The sequence below is a fragment of the Paenibacillus sp. GQ49 genome (assembly GCF_059759055.1).
Map to the genome: position 1 here is coordinate 110,311 of NZ_JCAXEL010000019.1, position 23,192 is coordinate 133,502.

15 protein-coding genes are annotated in these 23,192 nt (G+C 44.9%); 12 read left to right on the forward strand and 3 right to left on the reverse strand.

Annotation, left to right across the window (positions count from 1 at the left end; genetic code table 11):
* Window positions 1-42: 42 nt before the first annotated feature.
* From AC6CIF_RS25380 to AC6CIF_RS25410, 7 genes are all read left to right on the forward strand, one after another.
* Window positions 43-975 carry a glycoside hydrolase family 5 protein gene (locus AC6CIF_RS25380; RefSeq protein WP_370739085.1) on the forward strand — a complete coding sequence of 311 codons (933 nt, stop codon included), beginning with the start codon at window positions 43-45 and terminating at the stop codon, window positions 973-975.
* Between the two features lie 179 nt (window positions 976-1,154).
* On the forward strand, window positions 1,155-3,224 hold the full coding sequence (locus AC6CIF_RS25385) for a bifunctional aldolase/short-chain dehydrogenase (protein ID WP_498202019.1): 2,070 nt from the start codon (window positions 1,155-1,157) through the stop codon (window positions 3,222-3,224).
* A gap of 19 nt (window positions 3,225-3,243) precedes the next feature.
* Complete coding sequence (gene rhaA, locus AC6CIF_RS25390) at window positions 3,244-4,515, forward strand: L-rhamnose isomerase (protein ID WP_498202020.1); 1,272 nt, start codon at window positions 3,244-3,246, stop codon at window positions 4,513-4,515.
* A gap of 109 nt (window positions 4,516-4,624) precedes the next feature.
* Window positions 4,625-6,346: a ribonuclease J gene (locus tag AC6CIF_RS25395; RefSeq protein ID WP_498202021.1), complete on the forward strand. Its 1,722-nt coding sequence runs from the start codon at window positions 4,625-4,627 to the stop codon at window positions 6,344-6,346.
* Window positions 6,347-6,590: 244 nt separating this feature from the next.
* The gene (locus tag AC6CIF_RS25400; RefSeq protein ID WP_498202022.1) at window positions 6,591-7,574 is read left to right on the forward strand and encodes a LacI family DNA-binding transcriptional regulator; all 984 of its coding nucleotides are present in this window, start codon (window positions 6,591-6,593) and stop codon (window positions 7,572-7,574) included.
* 345 nt (window positions 7,575-7,919) lie between these two features.
* Entirely contained in the window at window positions 7,920-9,395 is a 1,476-nt protein-coding gene (locus AC6CIF_RS25405) for a glycoside hydrolase family 32 protein (protein WP_498202023.1), read from the forward strand.
* 26 nt (window positions 9,396-9,421) lie between these two features.
* Window positions 9,422-11,404, forward strand: coding sequence for a sucrose-specific PTS transporter subunit IIBC (locus AC6CIF_RS25410; protein WP_498202024.1), 1,983 nt, complete (start codon window positions 9,422-9,424; stop codon window positions 11,402-11,404).
* Between the two features lie 187 nt (window positions 11,405-11,591).
* On the opposite strand, the gene AC6CIF_RS25415 is transcribed toward AC6CIF_RS25410, so the two are convergent.
* On the reverse strand, window positions 11,592-12,491 hold the full coding sequence (locus tag AC6CIF_RS25415; RefSeq protein WP_076214846.1) for a manganese catalase family protein: 900 nt from the start codon (window positions 12,489-12,491) through the stop codon (window positions 11,592-11,594).
* 129 nt (window positions 12,492-12,620) lie between these two features.
* A complete protein-coding gene (locus AC6CIF_RS25420) occupies window positions 12,621-14,348 on the reverse strand; it encodes a cellulase family glycosylhydrolase (RefSeq protein WP_498202025.1) in 1,728 nt (575 codons plus the stop codon).
* A 322-nt stretch (window positions 14,349-14,670) separates the two neighbouring features.
* Here AC6CIF_RS25420 and AC6CIF_RS25425 point away from each other — a divergent pair, with 322 nt between their 5' ends.
* The 5 genes from AC6CIF_RS25425 to AC6CIF_RS25445 all read left to right on the forward strand — a co-directional run bounded on the left by AC6CIF_RS25425 (window position 14,671) and on the right by AC6CIF_RS25445 (window position 22,365).
* Entirely contained in the window at window positions 14,671-15,501 is an 831-nt protein-coding gene (locus AC6CIF_RS25425; RefSeq protein WP_498202026.1) for an amidohydrolase family protein, read from the forward strand.
* 240 nt (window positions 15,502-15,741) lie between these two features.
* Window positions 15,742-17,184 carry a 6-phospho-beta-glucosidase gene (locus AC6CIF_RS25430; protein ID WP_498202027.1) on the forward strand — a complete coding sequence of 481 codons (1,443 nt, stop codon included), beginning with the start codon at window positions 15,742-15,744 and terminating at the stop codon, window positions 17,182-17,184.
* 292 nt (window positions 17,185-17,476) lie between these two features.
* Window positions 17,477-18,307 carry a BglG family transcription antiterminator LicT gene (gene licT / locus AC6CIF_RS25435; RefSeq protein WP_047842771.1) on the forward strand — a complete coding sequence of 277 codons (831 nt, stop codon included), beginning with the start codon at window positions 17,477-17,479 and terminating at the stop codon, window positions 18,305-18,307.
* A gap of 211 nt (window positions 18,308-18,518) precedes the next feature.
* Window positions 18,519-20,408 carry a beta-glucoside-specific PTS transporter subunit IIABC gene (locus AC6CIF_RS25440; protein WP_498202028.1) on the forward strand — a complete coding sequence of 630 codons (1,890 nt, stop codon included), beginning with the start codon at window positions 18,519-18,521 and terminating at the stop codon, window positions 20,406-20,408.
* A gap of 487 nt (window positions 20,409-20,895) precedes the next feature.
* Window positions 20,896-22,365 carry an Msr family ABC-F type ribosomal protection protein gene (locus AC6CIF_RS25445; protein ID WP_498202029.1) on the forward strand — a complete coding sequence of 490 codons (1,470 nt, stop codon included), beginning with the start codon at window positions 20,896-20,898 and terminating at the stop codon, window positions 22,363-22,365.
* A 142-nt stretch (window positions 22,366-22,507) separates the two neighbouring features.
* Here AC6CIF_RS25445 and AC6CIF_RS25450 read toward each other — a convergent pair whose 3' ends face one another.
* Entirely contained in the window at window positions 22,508-23,098 is a 591-nt protein-coding gene (locus AC6CIF_RS25450; protein ID WP_498202030.1) for a biotin transporter BioY, read from the reverse strand.
* Window positions 23,099-23,192 lie beyond the last annotated feature (94 nt).

Genomic DNA, 23,192 nt, shown 5'->3' on the forward strand with positions numbered 1-23,192 from the left:
AATCTGAAAAAGTGTACAATCTTCACGGTTATTGCTGCTCTTATGTTCATGGTATTAGGGAGTGCAGCCCCCAAAGCTTCTGCTGCTACAGGTTTTTATGTAAGCGGTAACAAGTTATACGATTCCACAGGCAAGGCTTTTGTCATGAGAGGTGTTAATCACGGCCATTCCTGGTTCAAGAATGATTTGAATACCGCTATCCCTGCAATCGCCAAAACAGGTGCCAATACGGTACGCATTGTTCTTTCGAATGGTAGCCTGTACACCAAAGATGATCTGAACGCTGTTAAAAATATTATTAATGTGGTTAACCAAAATAAAATGATAGCTGTACTCGAGGTGCATGACGCCACAGGGAAAGATGATTATAATTCGTTGGATGCGGCGGTGAACTACTGGATTAGTATTAAGGAAGCTTTGATTGGCAAAGAAGATCGGGTAATTGTCAACATCGCCAATGAATGGTATGGAACGTGGAATGGAAGTGCGTGGGCTGATGGTTACAAAAAAGCCATTCCGAAACTCCGAAATGCGGGAATTAAAAATACGCTCATTGTGGATGCAGCCGGATGGGGACAGTTCCCTCAATCCATCGTGGATTACGGACAAAGTGTATTTGCAGCCGATTCTCAAAAAAATACGGTCTTCTCCATTCATATGTATGAGTATGCTGGCAAAGATGCTGCAACGGTCAAAGCCAATATGGAGAATGTGCTGAACAAAGGATTGGCTCTGATCATTGGTGAATTCGGGGGATATCACACAAACGGTGATGTGGACGAGTATGCCATCATGAGATATGGTCAGGAAAAAGGGGTAGGCTGGCTTGCCTGGTCTTGGTACGGAAACAGCTCCGGTCTGAACTATTTGGACATGGCAACAGGCCCGAATGGAAGCTTAACGAGCTTTGGCAACACCGTAGTTAATGATACCTATGGTATTAAAAACACTTCCCAAAAAGCGGGGATTTTCTAATCCGCCGATGAAACAGGAACACTCTGACGTTCACGTCAGGGTGTTTTTTTAATAAAATAGTTCAATCTATAATGACTTTTGAATATTTCCGTTTGGTTTTAAAATATTTTGTTTTCAAAATAAAACAAAGATGTTAAACTCGGATTAGGAATAAAACAAACATTATCGGAGGGAAACAAATGGTACAGAGTTTATGGAATGCATCGCAGGCATCTGAGAAAACAACAGGACTTGAGCAGTTGGTTTACCGATCCAATCTGATTGGATCTGATCGCAGTGTATGTAACATCTACGGTGGCAATACGTCTACCAAAACGACAGTGAAGGATTTTCGTGGTCGTGATGTAGAAGTAATGTATGTGAAGGGAAGCGGCTCAGATCTGGGTTCCATGGAAGCGAAACATTTTACCGGACTTGGGCTCGAAGACATTCGACCCTTAATTGAACGTGAATCCATGTCGGATGAAGAGATGGTTGAATATCTGGGACATTGCATGATTGATGCCAAGCACCCGCGCGCCTCCATCGAGACTCTTCTGCATGCGTTCCTTCCATATAAACATGTGGATCATACGCACCCGGATGCGATTATCAGCCTGTGTTGTGCGCATAACGGGAAGGAATTGGCCAGAGAGATCTACGGTGATCGTTTTGTATGGGTGCCTTACGTACGTCCAGGGTTTACGTTATCTAAAATGATTGCTGAAAGCGTATTCTCGAATCCCAATGCGGAACTCGTACTGATGGAAAAACACGGACTTGTCACTTGGGGTGCAACATCCGAGGAATGTTACACTCAGACCATCAAGATCATCAATGAAGCGGAAGCATTCATCGAAGCACGAGTGAACGAAGAAAGTTTGTTTGGTGGTGTAAAACACCCGGCACTTGCCGCTGATGTTCGTCGTCAGATCGTATCACGTGTAATGCCAACCATTCGTGGAGCGGTGTCGGATAGTAAAAAAATGATTTTGTCCTTTGATGATCAAGAGGACGTACTTGCTTTTGTGGGCGGAGCAGATTCCCCGGAATTGTCTCAGGTGGGTGCAGCTTGCCCGGATCATCTGGTACATACCAAAGTGGTACCTCTGTTCATCGATTGGACACCGGATGCGGAAGATATTGAAGGCTTAAAAGCCAAGCTGGTAGAAGGTGTGGCTGCTTACAAAGAGCAATATCAGCAGTATTTTGAGAGCAACAAAAACGAAGGTGATGTCATGTTCGAAGCGGCACCTCGCGTAATCCTCATTCCAGGTGTGGGCATGATCAACACAGGTAAGAGCTGGGCGCTTTCCCAAGTAAGCGGAGCGTTGTATCACAGAGCGATTGCCGTTATGCGTGGAGCTACTAGCTTGGGCCAATTCGTATCACTTAGTGCAAACGAGTCTTACAATGTGGAGTACTGGCCGCTGGAATTGTACAAATTGTCTTTGGCACCGGCAGAAACCGAATTCTCACGCAAAGTGGCGTTTATTACAGGCGGCGCAGGCGGGATCGGAAGTGAAACAGCACGTAGATTGGTATCTGAAGGCGCACATGTGGTGCTTGCTGATCTCAACCTGGAGGGCGCACAGAAAGTAGCACAGGAAATTAATGATCAATACGGTGCGAATCGTGCTTATGCGCTGAAAATGGACGTAACCGATGAGGAAGCCGTTCAATCTGCGTATGCTGATGTTGCGGTGCAGTACGGCGGAGTGGACATCATCGTGAACAATGCCGGATTAGCCACATCCAGCCCATTTGACGAGACGTCCCTGAAAGAATGGAACCTGAACATGAATGTACTGGGTACAGGGTATTTCCTCGTGGCTCGTGAAGCGTTCAAGCTGATGAAACAGCAGGGTATTGGTGGAAGCATGGTATTTATCGGGTCCAAGAACTCGGTGTATGCAGGTAAAAGCGCCTCGGCTTACAGCTCAGCGAAAGCGCTGGAAGCACATCTGGCACGTTGTATTGCAGCAGAAGGTGGAGAGTATGGCATTCGTGTCAACACGATTCTTCCAGATGCCATTCTACAGGGTTCAGCAATCTGGAACGGTTCCTGGAGAAATGAACGCGCAGCGGCATATGGGATTGAACCGGATCAATTGGAAGAGTATTATCGCAAACGGACGACATTACTCGTGAATATCTATCCAAGAGATATTGCGGAAGGAATTGCATTCTTTGCTTCTTCGAAATCCGAAAAAACAACCGGTTGCATGATGACCATTGATGGCGGTGTACCGGCAGCATTTACACGTTAAATTAGGAGGGTTCTTGCGGATGGATAACCAAGTCAAGCAAGCGTATGAAGCAGCCAAGGCATTGTATGCCCAGCACGGAATTGATACGGACGAGGTACTGAACAAACTCGCGGAGATCAAAGTATCCGTACACTGCTGGCAAGGCGACGATGTCAAAGGCTTTCTGAATAAAGATGGGGAGTTAACAGGTGGTATTTCCGTTACAGGTCAATATCCGGGCGCTGCGACCACACCAGCAGAACTTCGTAATGATCTGGAGCAAGCTTTTGCTCTGATTCCTGGCAAACATAAGGTCAATCTACACGCGATCTACACGGATACAGACGAGCAGGTTGAACTGGATCAGATTGAGCCAAAGCATTATGAGAACTGGGTGAAATGGGCCAAAGAACAAGGACTCGGTCTGGACTTCAACCCAACATGTTTTTCCCATGAAAAATCAAGTGACGGGTTCACGCTCAGTCATCCAGACCCTGAAATTCGCAAGTTCTGGATTGATCACTGCAAGGCATCCCGCCGGATTGGTGCTTATTTCGGGGAACAGCTTGGTCAGACTTGTGTAACCAATGTATGGGTACCGGACGGATTCAAAGATAATCCGGTTGACCGGTTGACACCACGCAAACGTCTCAAAGAATCGCTGGATCAAGTATTCGCCGAACCGCTTAATCCAGAGCACAATCTGGACGCGGTAGAGAGTAAGCTCTTTGGTCTGGGTTCGGAAGCATATGTGGTGGGCTCTCATGAATTCTATATGGGTTACGGTTTGCAAAATGATACGTTAATCTGCCTGGATGCGGGTCATTTCCATCCAACTGAAGTTATTTCTAATAAACTGTCTTCCTTGTCATTGTTTACAAGTGGCATTCTGCTTCACGTAAGCCGACCGATGCGCTGGGATAGTGACCATGTGGTAATCATGGACGATGAGCTGCTGGAAATTGCCCGTGAACTGGTTCGACATGATCTGCTTGCGACCACACATATTGGACTGGATTTCTTTGATGCAAGTATTAACCGTGTAGCTGCCTGGGTTGTGGGTACTCGTAACACGATCAAAGCCCTTCTCCGAGCGATGCTCGAACCGGTGGATGCCTTGAAACAAGCCGAGTTGGAAGGGGATTACACGTTGCGCCTTGCCTTAACGGAAGAGTTCAAATCCTATCCGTTTGGCGCGATCTGGGACTACTATTGTGCTAAGCAAGGCGTTCCAGTTCGTGAAAAGTGGATCACCGATATCAAAACCTATGAACAAGACGTATTACTACAGCGTGATAAATCATTGGTGTAACTGTATTTAAGTTTCGTATAAACCACTATGGAATGAATATTCCATGGTGGTTTTTTGGCATAATCACATTGAAATGCATAAGTAACGCGATTGCTTCCATACTAGGAATATGGATCTGTATCGTATACGATTTCCACGCAGAGGAGGAATAATAGAGTTGAATCTATCCCACAACAAACTGTATATCGCTGCACTTGGCGGCGTGAATGAAATAGGGAAAAATATGTATTTCATCCAGTACAATCAGGACATCATCGTCATTGACTGTGGTTCAAAGTTTCCCGATGAGACATTGCCTGGTATTGATCTGATCATTCCGGATGTAGCGTATCTGCTGGACAATCTGGATAAAGTAAGGGGTCTTGTGGTTACTCACGGACATGAAGATCACATTGGTGGTATTCCGTATTTGTTAAAACAAATGAACATCCCGGTGTATGCATCCAGGCTCACTCGTGGGCTGATCGAACTTAAACTGAAAGAGCATGGGCTGCTGCGCAAGGCCGACCTGCATACGATCGATGCTCATTCCAGTATTACGCTGGGAGGAATCGAGGTTTCCTTTTTCGCAACCAGTCACAGTATACCGGATTGTCTTGGTATCTTTTTTCAGACCCCAGCAGGCAATGTTGTGCATACCGGAGATTTCAAATTTGATATGTCGCCTGTACATGGACCTTTCCCAGATCTGCACCGCATGGCCGAGATTGGCAAACAGGGTGTCCATATTTTGCTCTCCGAGAGTACCAATGCAGAAAGACCCGGATTTACACCTTCCGAGCGTGTTGTGGGAGACCACATTCTGGATGCCTTTATCCGTGCAAAACAAAAAGTATTTATCTCTACCTTTGCGTCGAATGTCAGCAGGGTACAGCAGATTGTGAATGCAGCATTCGAGACGGGTCGCAAACTGGCACTGTTGGGCAGAAGTATGGTGAATGTGGTATCGGTAGCCAGTGAATTGGGGTATTTGCAAGTTCCTGACGGATTGATAATTGAAGCTATCGATTCGGATCAGTTTCCACCAGAACAAGTTGTTGTATTATGCACTGGTAGCCAGGGAGAAGCGATGGCAGCCTTGTCACGTTTGGCATCCGGTAAACATCCTCACGTAAGAATTAACGCCGGGGACACGGTCATTATTGCTGCCGGTGCCATTCCGGGTAATGAACGGAATCTTGCACATGTAATTGATAACCTGTATGTTCTTGGAGCACGTGTGATATATGGTTCAAGTGGTGCAGCTGGGATGCATGTATCGGGACACGGCAGTCAGGAAGAACTCAAATTGATGCTTACCCTGATGAAACCGGATTATCTGATTCCGATCCACGGTGAGTTTCGCATGTTGTATCAACACAGACTGCTTGCTGAATCCGTAGGCATAGAACGTGATCATGTGTTTATCGTGAATAATGGGGATATGGTCCAGTACAAAGACGGCATTGCTTCGCTGGGTCCCAAAATTGCATCAGGGAATAGTCTCGTAGACGGTCTGATCATGGGTGATGTCGGCAATATTGTACTGCGTGACCGCAGGCAATTATCCTCCGATGGCATGCTGGTGATTGTGACTACACTTAGTAAAACGGAGAAACAGATGGTCACGTCACCCGAAATTATCTCCAGAGGGTTTGTATTTGTTAAGGATTCGGAAGAATTCATGCATGAGATCCATGAGCTTGTTCTAAACCGGATGGATGAGTTGACCGGGGCTGGGGTGAATCAGTGGAATGTGATCAAAAGAAAGCTGAAAGACGAGATCGGTCACTATATTTACGCTCAAACAAAGAGAAGACCTATGATCTTGCCAATTATTATTGAGGTCTGATTCAGCAGGGATAGGGATTATTCTTGCCCTAACGGTCTGTGCAAACGTGTATATGGAAGCTTAACAGCCTGATGAATGTGGATCATACTTCGGTATGAACGTCACATTGCCATCGGGCTTTTGCTATTACATCGGGAATGTACAATAGATGTACGATAAATGGAGTTGAATCAAATTCGCCATGGGTTTGCGATTCGAAGTATAATATAAAGTAAACTAGCTAATGAAAATAAGAGGAGTCTTTATGAATAAAACGATTTCTGATATCGCTCAGATGGCAGGCGTGGCAAAAAGCACGGTCTCTCGCTTCCTGAACGGCGGATCGGTTAGTGAAGATACACGCCAGAAGATTGAGCGCATCATCAAACAATACAATTATGTTCCCAACACATTTGCACAGAGTCTGAAGGCTAAGAAGACCAGTATTATCGGTACGGTAGTGCCGCGACTGGATTCTTTTGCAACATCACAGACATTGATCGGAATTGATGAAGAACTGCGGAGTAATCAGTATCAGATGCTGATCGCAAATACAAGTCAGGACATGCAACGCGAGATTGATGCCATCTATGATTTTGCACGACAGAAGGTATCGGGTATTATTCTGTTGGCTGCTGAAGTGACTGAAGCACATCTGAAAGCAGTGGAGGACATACGTATCCCCGTGTTGTTGGTGGGGCAGCAGCATGAGCAACTACATAGTCTGGTTCACAATGATGACCAGGCAGGTTATGAGATGGGCAGATATGTCGTCGAACAGGGGCACCGCAAGATCGTGTATATGGGAGTTAGCGAGAAGGATCGGGCGGTAGGGATCTATCGTAAACAAGGGTTCCAGCGTGCAATTGCCGAATGTGGAGAATGTGAAGTTGAGTATTATGAGACAAGCTTTAAGATGTCGGAAGCCATCGTTACTGCTGAAGCCATTTTGAAAGAAATCACACCAACGATCATCGTAGGGGCCACGGATAATATCGCACTGGGTGTGATGAAGATTGCGTTCTCCAATAAAATCCGCATACCGCAGGATTTGTCTGTTACCGGATTTGGCGGATATGATATTACGGAGATGATTCATCCCACGCTGACGACTGTGAAATATCATTATTTACAGGCAGGAAAAGTAGCGGCGAATCACATTATTCGACTGGTCAAAGGCGAGTCGGTGGAGGAACGAACAACACTGGACGTAGAACTAATTCCTCGAGAAAGCGTTGACAAATTATAAAAACATCCTTTATGATAATTCCATCGAACCGGTTCCATTATGAATATCTAATTGGGATATGCGAACACGGGCAGGCATTAATGCCATATGGAATTATTTTTTTGTGCCCAATGGAACCGGTTCCTGTATTTGATTTTCGTATAAGTTATATAAGAAATAAACATTTACGGAGAGGGCAGAAAAAATCTGAAGAAACGTAGTGTTCGCCTTTAGCACCGGATTTCACCCTTTAGAAAAGGGATCAGGAAATCTGGGGATAACAGCGATCGGAGGATTGTTCTGCCATCGTAGTCCCAGTGTGAAATTTCTTGGTCTAACTTATATAAGCAAGAATGGAGAACAACTATGAAAATGACTAGAGAGCAACGCTACAGACGAATTGAGCAAGCGGAGCCTGGAGAGATTGCGAAGCTTGAAGCACAGATATCCGTATGTCCATGGAGACAGAGTTATCACATTCAGCCGATAACAGGTCTGCTTAATGATCCTAACGGCTTTGCATATTATCAAGGCTATTATCATCTGTTCTATCAGTGGTTTCCACTTGGGACAGAACATGGCATGAAATACTGGTATCATACCCGCTCGAAGAATCTGGTGAACTGGGAAAATGTCGGGATTGGAATCGAACCGGGTGGCAGGTATGACTCACACGGAGCTTATTCCGGTAGCGCGATTGAAAAAGACGGCAAGTTGCACTTGCTGTACACGGGCAATACGAGGGATGAGGCTTGGGTCAGACATCCGTATCAATGCTTGGCAGTTATGGATGAAAGCGGTTCAGTATCCAAACTGAATGATCCAGTGATCTTATCTGTGCCAGACGGATACACGGAACACTTCAGAGATCCCAAGGTGTGGCAACAAGGAGACACGTATTATGGTGTAATTGGTGCGCAGAGAACAGACGAGACGGGATGTACGGTGCTGTATCGCTCATCAGATCTGAGAAACTGGGAGTTTCTTGGTGAAATTCGTACGCAATTAACCTCCTTTGGTTACATGTGGGAATGCCCGGATTATATGGAGATGGACGGGAAAGGTGTGCTTGTCTTTTCCCCACAAGGAATAGACGCTGCGGGAGATCATTATCAGAATATTTTTCAATCCGGTTATCTGATTGGTGAGCCGCTCAATCTCCAGACAAGAGAGTTCAATCATGGTGAATTTCAAGAGTTGGATCGTGGATTCGACTTCTATGCGCCGCAGACCATGCTGGCTCCGGACGGAAGACGTATTCTGGTTGGATGGATGGGACTTCCCGATCTGGAATATCCGACAGACGATAGTGGTTGGGCTCATTGCCTGACCATTCCTCGGCAATTGTCACTCCGAGACAGCAAGTTAATCCAGCTACCTGTTACAGAGATGATGCAGTTGCGTCTGCAAGAGGAAGGGACTCATATTCGCGCAACGATTAACAATGAAAGCCGATCTTTCACTGGTTTTAATGGGATTGCCTATGAGCTGAAATGTGAGATAAGCCATGTAGATGCAGAGATTGTAGGCATCGAATTCCGGGCAAATGGAACTGAAAAAACGGTTCTTTTATATGATCGAATTCAGCAGAAAGTTGTCTTGGATCGGACGATGTCTGGTACCGAGATGGCAGAGCAGAATGGCGTTGTACGTCAGTGCACACTTACTGCGGACGTGATTAAGTTCCATCTGTTCGTAGATGCATCTTCAGTCGAGGTCTTTGTGAACGATGGTGAGGAGGTCTTTACCAGCCGCATTTTCCCAAGCCGGGACAGCGTGGACATTCGTTTCTTTGCACGCGGAGGCACAGCTGATTTTGAAGCAACAAAATGGGATTATTAAGTATTACGTGAGAGGAATGAGATAACATGTCGGAGAATCAACGCATTGCCCAGGAAGTCATTCATGCCATCGGGGGCAAAGAGAATATCGCATCATTTGCACATTGTGCAACACGTCTTCGCATCATGGTGAAAGATAAAGAAAAGATTGATCAGAAAACGGTCGAGAATATTGAGAAGGTGAAAGGCGCCTTTTTCAACTCAGGTCAATATCAGATTATCTTTGGTACGGGAACAGTGAATCGAATCTTTGAAGAGGTTGAGAAGCTGGGCATCGAAGGAACGTCCAAGGAAGATGTGAAGAGTCAGGGGAAAAAAGAAGGAAATGCTTTTCAACGGGCGATCCGCACGTTTGGTGACGTATTTGTACCCATCATTCCCGTTCTGGTAGCTACAGGGCTGTTCATGGGATTGCGCGGATTACTTACCCAGAATGAAATTCTGGCGTTATTCGGTGCAACACCGGATGATATCTCGGCCAATTTCCTGTTGTTCACTCAAATCCTGACGGATACGGCCTTTGCATTCCTGCCTGCGCTTGTAGCGTGGTCTGCGTTCCGTGTATTCGGCGGAAGTCCGGTACTAGGTATTGTACTGGGGCTAATGCTGGTTAATCCCGCATTACCCAATGCTTACGCGGTGGCAGATGGATCAGCACAGCCGCTGCATATGTTCGGTTTTATACCTGTCGTGGGTTATCAAGGATCGGTTCTGCCTGCGTTCTTTGTAGGTTTGATTGGAGCCAAGTTTGAAAAGGTATTAAGAAGACGGGTACCAGAGGCATTGGATTTAATTCTGACTCCTTTTATTACGTTGACAGTCATGATTACGCTTGGCCTTTTCGCCATTGGTCCCGTATTCCATTCCCTAGAAGAGTGGGTGCTGCATGGAACAACTGCTGTATTGGATCTTCCGTTTGGCATCGCAGGTATTATCATTGGATTCTTCCATCAGATTATTGTCGTTACCGGTGTACATCACATCTTTAATTTCCTGGAGATTCAGCTACTGGAGAAAACGGGATTCAATCCGTTCAACGCCATCATTACCTGTGCCATGGCAGCACAAGGAGCGGCTTGTCTCGCAGTTGGTCTGAAGACCAAAAATATGAAACTCAAAGCACTCGCATTACCTTCTTCCTTGTCCGCATTTCTGGGCATTACCGAGCCAGCCATCTTCGGAGTTAACTTGCGTTATATGAAACCATTTATTATGGGACTGGTTGGTGGTGGTGTAGGTGGTTTCATCGCTTCCTTGTTCCATCTGCAAGGTACAGGTATGGCTGTAACGGTTATTCCAGGAACATTGCTTTATCTGAACAGCCAACTGCCGTTGTATATCTTGTCCAACGTGGTTGCCATGGCGATTGCATTTGCACTTACCTGGTTCTTCGGATATAAGGATCAACCGGCTGCAGAAGAAGCGGTGAGCCATGAAAACAGTGGAGTAACATCAACTGAAGTTAAAGCAGAGCAATCTAATCCGCATATTAATTCAGTTACGGATGCCGTTACAAGCAATCGTCCTAAGGTAGATTTTCTCGAAATCGCTTCGCCAATGAACGGCACCGTCGTTGCTCTGGAGCAGGTTCCTGACCCGGCGTTCTCGGAAAAACACATGGGTGAGGGTATCGCCATTGAGCCATCAGAAGGCAAAGTGTACGCACCGTTTGATGGTGTCATCGCACATGTCATGAACAAGAGTAAACATGCGGTGATTCTGGAGCATGAGACAGGTGTACAGATGCTGGTTCATATCGGAATTAATACGGTTGGACTGAAAGGAAAAGGTTTTACCGCGCATGTGAATAGCGGAGATCGTGTAACTGCAGGACAGTTGTTGATTGAATTTGACATGGATGTCATTCAGGCTGTGGGTCTGCCAGTGATTACACCTGTGCTGATTCCGAGCGGGAATGAAACGATAGCAACGGTTACAGCAACCTCAACCGGTCGTGTGCAAGCCAATGGGGAAGTGGTACTTGTAGTGAAATTTACTGAGCCACAATAGAGGCGTGTGAAGTGGGAAGCGGGGAGAGATTCATCTCACCCGTTTCCCTTTTTTGTGTGGACCATAAGAAATCAAAGAAACAGATCATCAATAATCTAATTAAACAAAGAGTTCCAGCACACAAGGTAGCACCATTTTACAGTTATCCAATCGACGCCCTATGAATAAACAAACGGCAATCGTCGGCCTACAGACCAGCATGCCGTTTCAGTCGCTCTGCAATCTGCATTAGATCTTCCGCGGATATCCCTGGCGCAAATTCTTCCGGCAGATCAGGCAGTTCAGGTACCGGCCCTCCATAACCCGGCAAGCCGGCAAAAGCCTCCAGTTTACCGCCATCGGTTGGGTGCGTCCCTTTCCAGATCTGTGCAATGCCCTGATAATCCTTGTCGCTGAACGTGTACAGCCTGCGATGTTCTCCCATCGCTTCCCACTTACGTGTCGTTTCAAAAGCTTTGTTATCCAGTCGTGGAATAGGGAACATCTTCGTTACATCCACACCCGTTGCAATTTCCAGTGCCTTGGCATACGCAAGAACGTGCACACCCCCGCGTACAAGCAAGTATCCTGTCATTTCTCGGGCTGTTTTGTTGTCGGTCATTTCGTAGACTCTCATTTTGTGGGTCCTGGCTCCGCACTCAAGAAAGAAATTATGCAGCAGATCGAAGATCAGATTGCCACTGCTCACAACATATGAACCATTCCAGGGTCTTCCCATGGAGTCATACGGTAGCGCTGTCTGAGCCGATTCGATAAAATGTGAAGTCATCCGTGCGTCTTTGCCTACACGTAGCGGGGTAGAGTCCGGGGCGCCTGGTGAAGTGGAACCTTCAAGCATCAGGTTAATCGTATTGGCGACAAGTTCGACATGGCCGAATTCCTCCGCGGTAATACTTGCAACAATGTCATAAAAAGGACGCAGCTTGGATCTGCCTCTGAAATTGAATGACTGAAACATATAGTTATTTAATGTTGACATTTCCCCGAACTTTCCACCCAACAACTCCTGAACTGCACTAGCGCCATTAGGATCCGGATTATTGGATATGGGTAATTCGATGGCAAGACGGTCTACACGCTTAAACATGACATTTCCCCCTCAATCCTAGTTACTGTAAAGGTATGAAGGGGCACTTGTACGTTATTCGATCAATTGTGAAACAAAAAAAGCGTTCTGCCAGAGCTTAAAGCTCTGAACAGAACGTTAGATGAGTTCTTATTTGGAAGCTACGCCAACAACGCTTGTTCCATTTTTCGTGATTTTGTACGTCAGCACATCTCCGTTCCAGAAATGGAACTTAAGCGTGACTTCGCCATCATTGGTTTCATTGAAGAAGTTAGGTTTCAGTTCAATCACATTACGTTCGTAATCTGGGCTAAATGTGTAGGAGAATTCTTTGAACGAAGTCCAGTTCTGTGGACCGGCGTTCTCTCCGTTTGCATATGTTGCTTCCATCGTGGCCAGTTGATTGCCGTTAAACGTAGTCGGAATGGCAAATGCACTGGTTGTACCAGTTGCGTCGTTCAGCTTAGGTGTGTCATATTTAATGATATTAAAGTTCCAGTCAGCACCTTCATTGAATCCAGCCGTGAGTGTGGCATTTACGCCCAAATCACCAGAGGCTGTCAATTTGGTTAACAGATTGGATTTTAACGTAAGTACATCTTTTTTGATCGTATAGTCTTTACCTCTTACAAGAGGGGTAGTGCCATTTTTCAACGAATTGAATTTGTTCCCATTCAGATTGAGCTTTACCTTTTTATCTTGAATGGCTTCATTTTGTTTAAGATATACGAGGTCCGTTTCGGCTGTGGATGAGCGACCTGTCCAGCTGGCTTTCATGGTATCGAAAAGTTCCTGATCAGACCAAGTAAAACTTGTGCGACCGAAGTGTTGTCCGTTATCCCACAACATCGTTGTCATCTGTTTTTGACGCAGATATTGTCCAACAAATTCGAAGAATTTCAGTTTTTCGCCTTGCTCAATGACACCTGTGTGCTGGTCAAAACCAAGCAAGCCATACTCACCGACGATAACCGGAATGCCTTTCGCTGTAAAAGCATTGTATACTCGATCAAATGTGTCGGTAACGTCTTTTTGTACTTCCTCGTTATACTTGGTGTAACCTGCGATGTTCACACTGAATGGCCAGAACCCGTAGTAGTGAACGGTTGCAATAATATTGGTGTCATTCAATTTTTGAATGGTCTTATTCAGTTCATCCAGATCAGGTTGAGCGGAAGAGGTATGCATCGTTGGAAGCACAAGTGGACGTGTCTCGTTGTTTCCACCCGAAGTTCTTACGATCTTGTGAAAAGAAGTATTCAACTCGTCCAGCATGCGATATCCAATCGCTGCATCCGTTGTGCCGCCTTCGGAGAAACGTGGTTCGTTAACACTTTCAAACATGAGTTTATCGGATGCATCTTTGAATTTGTCCGCAATCTGAGTCCAAGCAGCGTTGTAACGTGCAAGCACGTTGTCATGGTCTTTCTCCATGTAACTGATCCAACGCCAGGAATCATGGTGAAGATTAATCATGACGTAGAGATCCGCATCAAGGGCCCAGTTTACTACTTCTTGAACCCGATTCATGTAAGCGGAATCAATTGTGTAGTTGGGTGCGTCACCGATGTGGGCTTCCCAGGTCACAGGAATACGGATACTGTTGTAGCCCTCATCAGCGATCGACTGAATTAGTTCCTTTGTAATGCGCGGGTTGCCCCAGGCTGTCTCATCTTCACCAACGGCGTCAAGAGAGTTACCCAGATTCCAGCCAGGATCCATGGCGTTCACGTAGGTCTGCATTTTGCTTGGCGCGGCTGAGGTATTGGCCTGTTCGCTGTTGTCAGTTGCAGCTGAAGCCATAGCAGAGGAGAATAGAGATAGAATCATGGCAGTCACGAGCGTAAGAGATAAGACTGATTTGCGGTTTTTTTTCATTAATATAGTCTCCTTCGAATAGAGAATGGTTGAACATGAATAGCGGTTAAGCGGGGTGGAAATAGAGCTCAACGCAAACAAAAGTTCACTTGTGTAATACTGGAATCACCACCGATTTATGTACTGAAAGCGTTTTCGTAATTTACTATATCATGATTTAATATTGGACAATACCTGCATAATTGGAATAAAAATCATGTAAAAATCAGTGATTTTGCCATATTAATAAATTGTGTAGTAAGCGTTTATTTCAATGGAAATGAAAATCATATGGTTGCTTTTGAAAGATAATTAGATTTAAATACCCTAGGAGGGATCTAATATGAAACTGGATGCACATCAACATTTCTGGGAATACAATGTCGCCGAGTACGGATGGATTGGCGAAGAGATGAAAACCATTCGTCAATCTTTTCTTCCGGAAGATCTTAAACCTTTATTGGTCCGATCAGGACTGGAGGGATGTATTGCGGTACAAGCCAGACAAACACTGATAGAAACCGAGTGGCTTCTGCAGCTGGCAGATCGGCATGAATGTATCAAAGGTGTTGTCGGATGGGTGGACCTTTGTTCGGATGAAGTTCGGAATCAGCTTGAATTGTTCGCGTCCAATCCGTATCTGAAGGGCGTACGACATGTCATACAGGATGAACCTGATCTGAAGTATGTATTGAGAGAAGACTTTCAGCGCGGAATTTCATTGCTAAAGGAGTATGATTTGGCCTATGATCTGTTGGTATCCAAGGAGCAACTGCCTTATGCCGTTGAACTGGTTAAGGCGTTTCCTGAACAGCGATTTGTCCTTGATCATCTAGCCAAACCCGACATAAAATCAGGTATACTCTCACCGTGGAAAGAAGCGCTTGAGTCATTGGCCGCACAACCAAATGCGTACTGTAAACTTTCAGGGATGGTGACGGAAGCAGATTGGGAAAATTGGACTCCGAGCGACTTTACAGCCTATCTGAATATCGCCATAGAAGCCTTTGGTGCGCAAAGGTTAATGTTCGGGTCCGACTGGCCCGTGAGCAACGTTTCAGCTACGTATTCTGAAGTATACGGTCTTATTAATTCTCACATTAATGCCTTACCTATACTAGATCAACAGATGATTCTTGGCGGCACATGTGCTGCGTTCTATCAAATATCATAGCGGGCAATCCGAATCTAAACCGGTTTCAAGAAGTTGACAACTGTTCTGATTCTTGCTAAAGTTTTATCCAATCCGCATAATCATGATCTGGGAATGTTACCGATATGGGCATAACCTGAGCTGGCTTGTTTACACGTAATCGTGTACCCAGGCTGGTTCGGGTTTTTTCTATTTTGTCTTTTTAATATTTTTCAGGATTTGAGCGGGTAGCTGAATTACATATTTGGAAGGAGAATGATGATGACGAATTTTAAATTTCCTAAAGATTTTCTGTGGGGTGGAGCCATTGCTGCCAATCAGGCGGAGGGCGCGTATCTGGAAGATGGTAAAGGGCTGAGTATCGTTGACTTGCTGCCAACAGGAGAGAACCGCAGAAACATTATGAAAGGTCATGTTCCAGCTTTTACGCCGCTTGCTACCGAGTTCTATCCTTCACATGAAGCGATCGATTTTTATCACCGTTACCCTGAAGACATTGCTTTATTTGCCGAAATGGGATTCAAAGCACTGCGTGTCTCGATTGCTTGGGCACGGATTTTCCCGACAGGAGAAGATGCACAGCCAAATGAAGCGGGATTACAATTTTACGATAACCTGTTTGATGAATTGTTGAAAAACGGCATTGAACCTGTGGTTACTTTGGCTCACTTCGATGTGCCTGTGCATCTGATCCAGAAGTATGGCAGCTGGAGAAGTCGTGAACTGGTAACGCTATTCGAGACGTACGCTACAACGGTATTCACTCGGTACAAAGACAAGGTGAAATACTGGATGACGTTCAATGAAATTAACATGCTGCTTCATCTTCCGTTCCTTGGGGCGGGGCTGGCGTTCAATGAAGGGGATAATATCAAGGAGATCCAATATCAGGCTGCTCACCACCAACTGGTTGCAAGTGCACTGGCAGTCAAGGCATGTCATGAGATTATCCCAGGTGCCATGATTGGGTGCATGCTCGCCGCAGGAAGCTTCTATCCGTATACCTGTAATCCGGAAGATGTGTTCCAAGGCATGGAAAAAGATAGAGAGTCCTATTTCTTCATCGATGTGCAGTCACGTGGGGAATATCCGGGTTACGCCAAACGTTTCTTCAAGGACCACGAATTGAACATTGTTATGCAGCCGGGTGATGCAGAAATCTTGAAGAATCATACCGTAGATTATATCGGGTTCAGCTATTATTCAAGTCGTACAACCAGCACCGATCCGGAAGTTATCAAAAATATGACCAGCGGTAATGTATTTGGCTCGGTAGCCAATCCATATCTGGCGAAGTCCGAGTGGGGCTGGACGATTGATCCCAAAGGATTCCGTATTACCGCCAATCAACTACATGATCGTTATCAGAAGCCGCTGTTTGTTGTTGAGAATGGATTTGGTGCCAATGACGTGGTTACACCGGAAGGTGAAGTGGATGATGCGTACCGGATTGACTACTTGAAACGACATGTAGCTGAAATGGGTGAGGCCATTCAGGATGGGGTGAACATCATTGGTTACACCAGCTGGGGACCTATTGATATTGTAAGTGCATCCTCAGGTGAGATGAGAAAACGTTATGGCTACATTTACGTGGATCGTAATAATGAAGGTCAAGGTGAGCTGACACGGCTGAAGAAGAAGAGTTTTGAGTGGTACAAAAATGTGATCGAATCCAACGGAACAAACTTGGGTGACGCTTAGTCATAAAGGTAAATCGGATTAGTTCTAATTATAAGCAATCGGAAGGACCATAAATTCACGGAACTTCCGATTGTCCTCACATTGAAAGCGTTGACATATAGTCGGGTTCGCGCTATACTTGACGCAATTATATCGTTTCTGGGATTGTTACTACTCGAAGTAGGCAAAACCTAAGCACCAAAAAAAGCAGACCACCATGTCTTGTTTATTTTGTGATGCTTCAGGTTTTTTTTGTATGCCCAAAAGACGATGTATAACTGCCAAGAGAGTGGAACGTGACGGGGGGATTGAAGTGAAAATAGCAAAGGTTATCAACAATAACGTCATTAGCATCTATCAGGCGGATGGAGCAGAGCTTGTGGTGATGGGACGTGGGATTGCCTTTAAGAAAAAGCCGGGGGATAAAGTAGACGAGACCCGCATTCAGAAAGTATTTGCATTGAAAAACAAACAAACTTCCGATAATTTCAAAATGCTGCTGCGCGAAGTTCCGATGGAACTGATTGAAATTGTGGAAGAGATCATCACGTATGCGCGTGAGAATCTGGGCCGAAAGTTGAATGAGAACATCTATGTATCTCTTACGGATCATATTAACTTCGCCATCGAACGTTATCGGGAAGGCGTGGAGATCAAGAACGCATTAATGTGGGAGATCAAACAGTTGTACAAGTCCGAATTCGAACTGGGATTGAGGACGCTGGAACAGATCAACACTCGTATGAATATTGAGCTTCCACCCGATGAAGCCGCTTTTATTGCCCTGCATATTGTTAACGCAGAGATGAACGAAGAAGTTATTACAACGATGAACATTACGAAGTTTATCCAGCAGATTATTAATATAGCGAAATATCATTTCAAAATGGAGTTTGATGAGGACTCTCTCAGTTATTTTCGCTTTATTACACATCTGAAGTTCTTCTCCCAGCGTGTGCTCAGTGGTACGCATTACGACAACAACTATGATCATTTCTATGACATGATTAAGGAGAAACATCCGGATGCAGCAGCGTGTACGGAGAAAATTGAGTTGTTTGTCAAAAAGGAATACAACCATGAGTTGACCAATGAAGAAAAATTGTATCTGACGGTTCATATCGAACGAGTGGTTAATCGATAATATTTAAATGTTGACAAAAATGGTTTTATTATAATAATATGTGTTTAACAGGAATTGAATACGATTTAACTGGGATTGTTACTGGTTATGCAGGCAAAACCTAAGTCATGAGAAGGACAGGACCATTGTGTCCCCTTGCTCAAGGCTTAGGTTTTTTGCGTGCAAAAAAATCGGTAAGAGGCCTGTTTGAGAAAAAGTGGGGGTGCAGAGTATGAGTCAAGAGAAACTGGCCAAAGAGATTGTAGAACTGGTTGGCGGTGAGAAAAATGTGGAATCGCTGGTTCATTGTGCAACACGATTACGGTTTGTATTGAAGGACGATGCCAAGGCAGACAAAGCCAAACTGGAGAAAACAGAAGGCATCATCGCAGTCAAAGAAAATGGAGGACAGTTCCAGGTGGTTGTTGGTAACAAGGTGCCTGAAGTCTATAGTGCCATTGGACAGATCAGTAACATTCTGGACGATTCGTCAGATAAAGAAAAACCTCGCAAAGCAGCCAAAGGGCTCGGGGGTATTATCGATATCATATCCAGCATCTTTGCCCCACTTCTGGGTGTTATGGCGGGAGCCGGTATTCTAAAAGGGTTATTGTTGATTGCAAGCAATATCGGATGGCTGGAAACGACAGAAACAACATATACAATCCTGTATGCAGCAGCAGATAGTCTCTTCTATTTCCTGCCTCTGTTGTTAGCGGTTACAACAGCACGTAAATTCCAGGGAAATATGTTTGTCGCGATGACGATTGCAGGAGCACTCATCTATCCGTCCATCGTCACGTTGAAATCAGAGGGAACACCAACGGATTTCTTCGGTATCCCTGTCATCTTGATGAACTATTCATCTACAGTTATTCCTATCATTTTAGCTGTCATTGTCATGAGCAAGTTGGAAAAGTTCTTTAATAAAACACTTCACGATAGTGTGAAAAACTTTGTTACGCCATTGTTTTTGCTAGTGATTATGGTACCTCTGACATTGCTTGTATTTGGACCGTTTGGCGTATACGTTGGTAATGGAATTGCAGCTGGACTGGTTGCCGCATTTGGATTCAGTCCATTGCTCGCAGGAGCCGTTATGGGTGCAAGCTGGCAGTTGCTCGTTATCTTCGGAATACACTGGGGTCTTATTCCGGTATTTATCAACAACGTTGCAGTGTATGGACAGGATGGTGTTAAACCCGCTGCGACAGCTTCGATCTTTGCTCAAACGGGTGCTGCTTTTGGGGTTATGCTGAAAACCAAGAACAAAAAACTGAAAACGCTGGCTGGATCATCAACGTTGACCGCATTATTCGGTATTACTGAACCGGCCATCTATGGGGTAACATTACCACTGAAACGTCCATTCATTGCAGGCGTAATCGGTGGTGCAGTTGGTGGAGCTATCATTGGTCAAGCGGGCACATTGGCATTTGCATCCGGCGCACCAGGGTTGCTGACCTTGCCAATCTTCTACGGACCAGGCGGACAAGGTTTCCCAGGATTGATTCTGGGTATCGTAGTATCCTTTGTTGTTTCGGCTGTACTGACGTACATCATGGGCTTCAAAGATCCGGTTGAAGAAGAAATAAAATCCGAATCTACGACATCCGATCAGCAATCTGTTCGTGCAACGAATGCTTCGGACGAAATTGTATTTAGCCCAATCGAAGGAACGATTGTTGAGTTGTCAGAAGTTCCAGATCCTGCCTTTGCATCGGGAGCGATGGGTAAAGGGATTGCGATTGAGCCAACTGTGGGCAGAGTCGTAGCGCCTTTTGATGGCACAGTTACCGTTGCATTCAAGAAAAAACATGCCTTGGCTGTAGTATCAGACACCGGTGCTGAGATATTGGTTCACGTGGGAGTTGATACCGTTAAATTGGACGGACAGCATTTTGTGTCCCATATCAAGGAAGGGGACAGGGTTCAAGCGGGAGATCTGTTACTTGAGTTCGATATTGCACAGATTAAGGCTGCTGGTTATCACACGGTAACGCCGATTATCGTAACGAATTCCGCCAACTACGAGGAAGTAATTCCACAGGCTACAGGTCAGGTTCATAGCCAGGAACTTCTATTGAAATTAAGTAGCGGTAATGACCAGGAACAAAAGTAGTTTGATGTACTAATCTGATGGTGTAGTGTTTTCATCGTTCCGTTGACATGGTGGAATTGGAAAATTATAATTAGAATTGTACATCTATACATGATAATGAAAGGTGGATTATTGAATATGACACATGCAATGAGACTGCGCTTCCTTCCTTTGAATCGGTAATTGAATACGTTCAAAGGCTCTGACCATTGGTTCAGAGTAAACGGGATCAGTCTGTCATTTTCAATCATCCTGACCTTAAAATAAGTGTTATACTCGCTTTCCCGTTTACGTTGAATCACAGGCCGTGGCCTGTGATTCTTTGTTTTTCTTCTGATTATCTATATCAGTTAAATAATTAGGTAAAGGCGCTCAATACAGACTACTGGAGGTAACCGCTATGATGACGTTACTGTTCTATTGATACGAGCTGGCACGATAAGCTCGTATCGATAGAAGCGTGCTTCGCTATCGATACGAAATAAATCTTATTTCGGAGGTAGCGAATATGGAAAAGATATGTTTTGAATTAGAACAGGTTGAGATGACCTATATGGATAAAGTAATACTGAACATTGAGCGACTGGCTGTGCATCAACTGGATCGCATTGGTGTAGTAGGTGGTAATGGTCAGGGTAAAAGTACACTGTTGAAACTCATTGCGGGGCAGATCCAGCCAACAGCCGGAAAGGTAAAACGTTTTGCAGAGTTTGGTTATATGGAACAAGTGGAACCACCCCAGTCTAACGAAAGTATTGAAGTTGACGGGGCTTTACTCAGTAAATTAGCCATACCTCAACACGACCAAGCATGGAGTGGCGGAGAACAAACCCGTTTGAAACTGGCTCAAATGTTCACTCATTATCATGAAGTACTGTTACTTGATGAACCAACAACACACCTGGATCAAGAGGGCATTACATTTTTGCTGGATGAATTGCGTTATTACTATGGGGCGCTTGTACTGATCAGTCATGATCGTGCAGTTCTGGATGAACTGGTGACGACGATCTGGGAAATCCATCAAGGTGAGGTTCGCGTATATTCCGGCAACTATAGTGATTATCAGGCACAGAAGAGGCTGGAGCGTGAACAACAAAACCAGGCCCATGAGCAGTTTTCCAAGGAGAAAAGACGATTGGAGCTGGCCGCTCGGGAAAAGATGAAGAAAGCCGAGAAAATAACGCAGGCCGGAAGCATGTCCAAAAAAGAATCCAAGGCAAAAACAAACCGTATGGTTGAAACAAAATCCAAAGGCACCAGTCAAAAAGCGGTGCACCGCGCAGCCAAAGCGATTGAACAGCGTGTGCAACAACTTCATGAGGTAAAAGCGGTGCAAGAGGATCGGCCTATGATCTTCCGTCAGCCAAAGACACTGGAGCTGCACAATCGATTTCCGATTATGGCAGATCGCCTTACGCTTGAGGTAGAAGGCCACATATTGTTGGAGGATGTAAGTTTTCAGGTTCCATTAAAACAAAAAATAGCGATAACCGGAGCCAATGGCAGCGGGAAAAGCACATTGCTTAACCATGTTTTCCATGTGGGAGATCAGATCACAATGTCTCCAAAAGCAAAGCTCGGTTATTTTCAGCAAATGAGCTATCGTTTCACGACAAAAGAGACCGTATTACAATTCCTGAAAAATCGTTCGGAATATGAGGAATCAGAGCTCAGAAGTGCGTTGCATGCGATGCAGTTTATAGGTAATGACTTGCTGAAGAATGTTGGGACATTAAGCGGAGGAGAAGCGATTCGTCTTCAATTATGTCACTTGTTTCTTGGACAATATAACATTCTATTGTTGGATGAGCCGACGAATTTTCTTGATATGCATGCATTGGAAGCGTTGGAGCGTTTTATCAAGGCCTATGAAGGAACGATTCTGTATGTATCTCATGATCAGAGGTTTATTGAAAATACAGCGGATCAACAATTTCAGATTACGGAGCGTCAATTAATTCAGGTGAATATATAAATTGAACTAAAGAACATTTACACGGATCACTCCGATGACAGAACAATTTTAGAGGAAAAGAAGTAACGAAAACCGCCAAAGTGATTTTGGCGGTTTCGTCGTTTTCAAAGATAGGCAAGTCAGTTACCTTATGTAGCTTCTATTAAGATTCTGCCTTTATAACCGTTGAATGCATGTTACCTGTGAGACGTTGAGGTGGGAATACCATGCGCACGGGCGCAATGATGATGGCAGCAAATACAGCTTTGATCAGATCACCAATAATGTAAGGATAGAACCCTTGAATCATGGCCTCAGGTAAGTCCATTTTGTATGCATAGGCAAGCCAAGGGACACCCGAGACATACACGAGCAGTGAGCCAAATAGTTCAAATACAACAAAAGCGAGCATGAATCCTGTTACACCTTTGATGTTGATTCGTGCAAGCAACAGTCCAATTAATAATGCGGAGATTGGCCACATCATCACATATCCTCCGGTAGGTCCAAGAAGTACTGCAAGTCCTCCGGTCCCGTGTAGCAAGGGGAATCCTAGAGCGGTGAGCAGAACAACCATCGTGACACTTAGAAAACCATAGAGTGGACCAAGTAATCCTCCGGCCAGCATGACAGCCAAGGTCTGCAATGTTATCGGTACAGGGGAGAAGCCAATGGGAATGCTTATGTAACCAAAAAGTACTAATATTGCGGCCATAAGTGCGCTGAATACAATGCCTCGCAAAGATAATTTCATGTTTGAACAATCCTCTCCATTTTGGTAATATAATTGTTAACCAATTAAATAAATGTGGTTAACGATTAGGATCGTACCACAGAATAATAGAAAG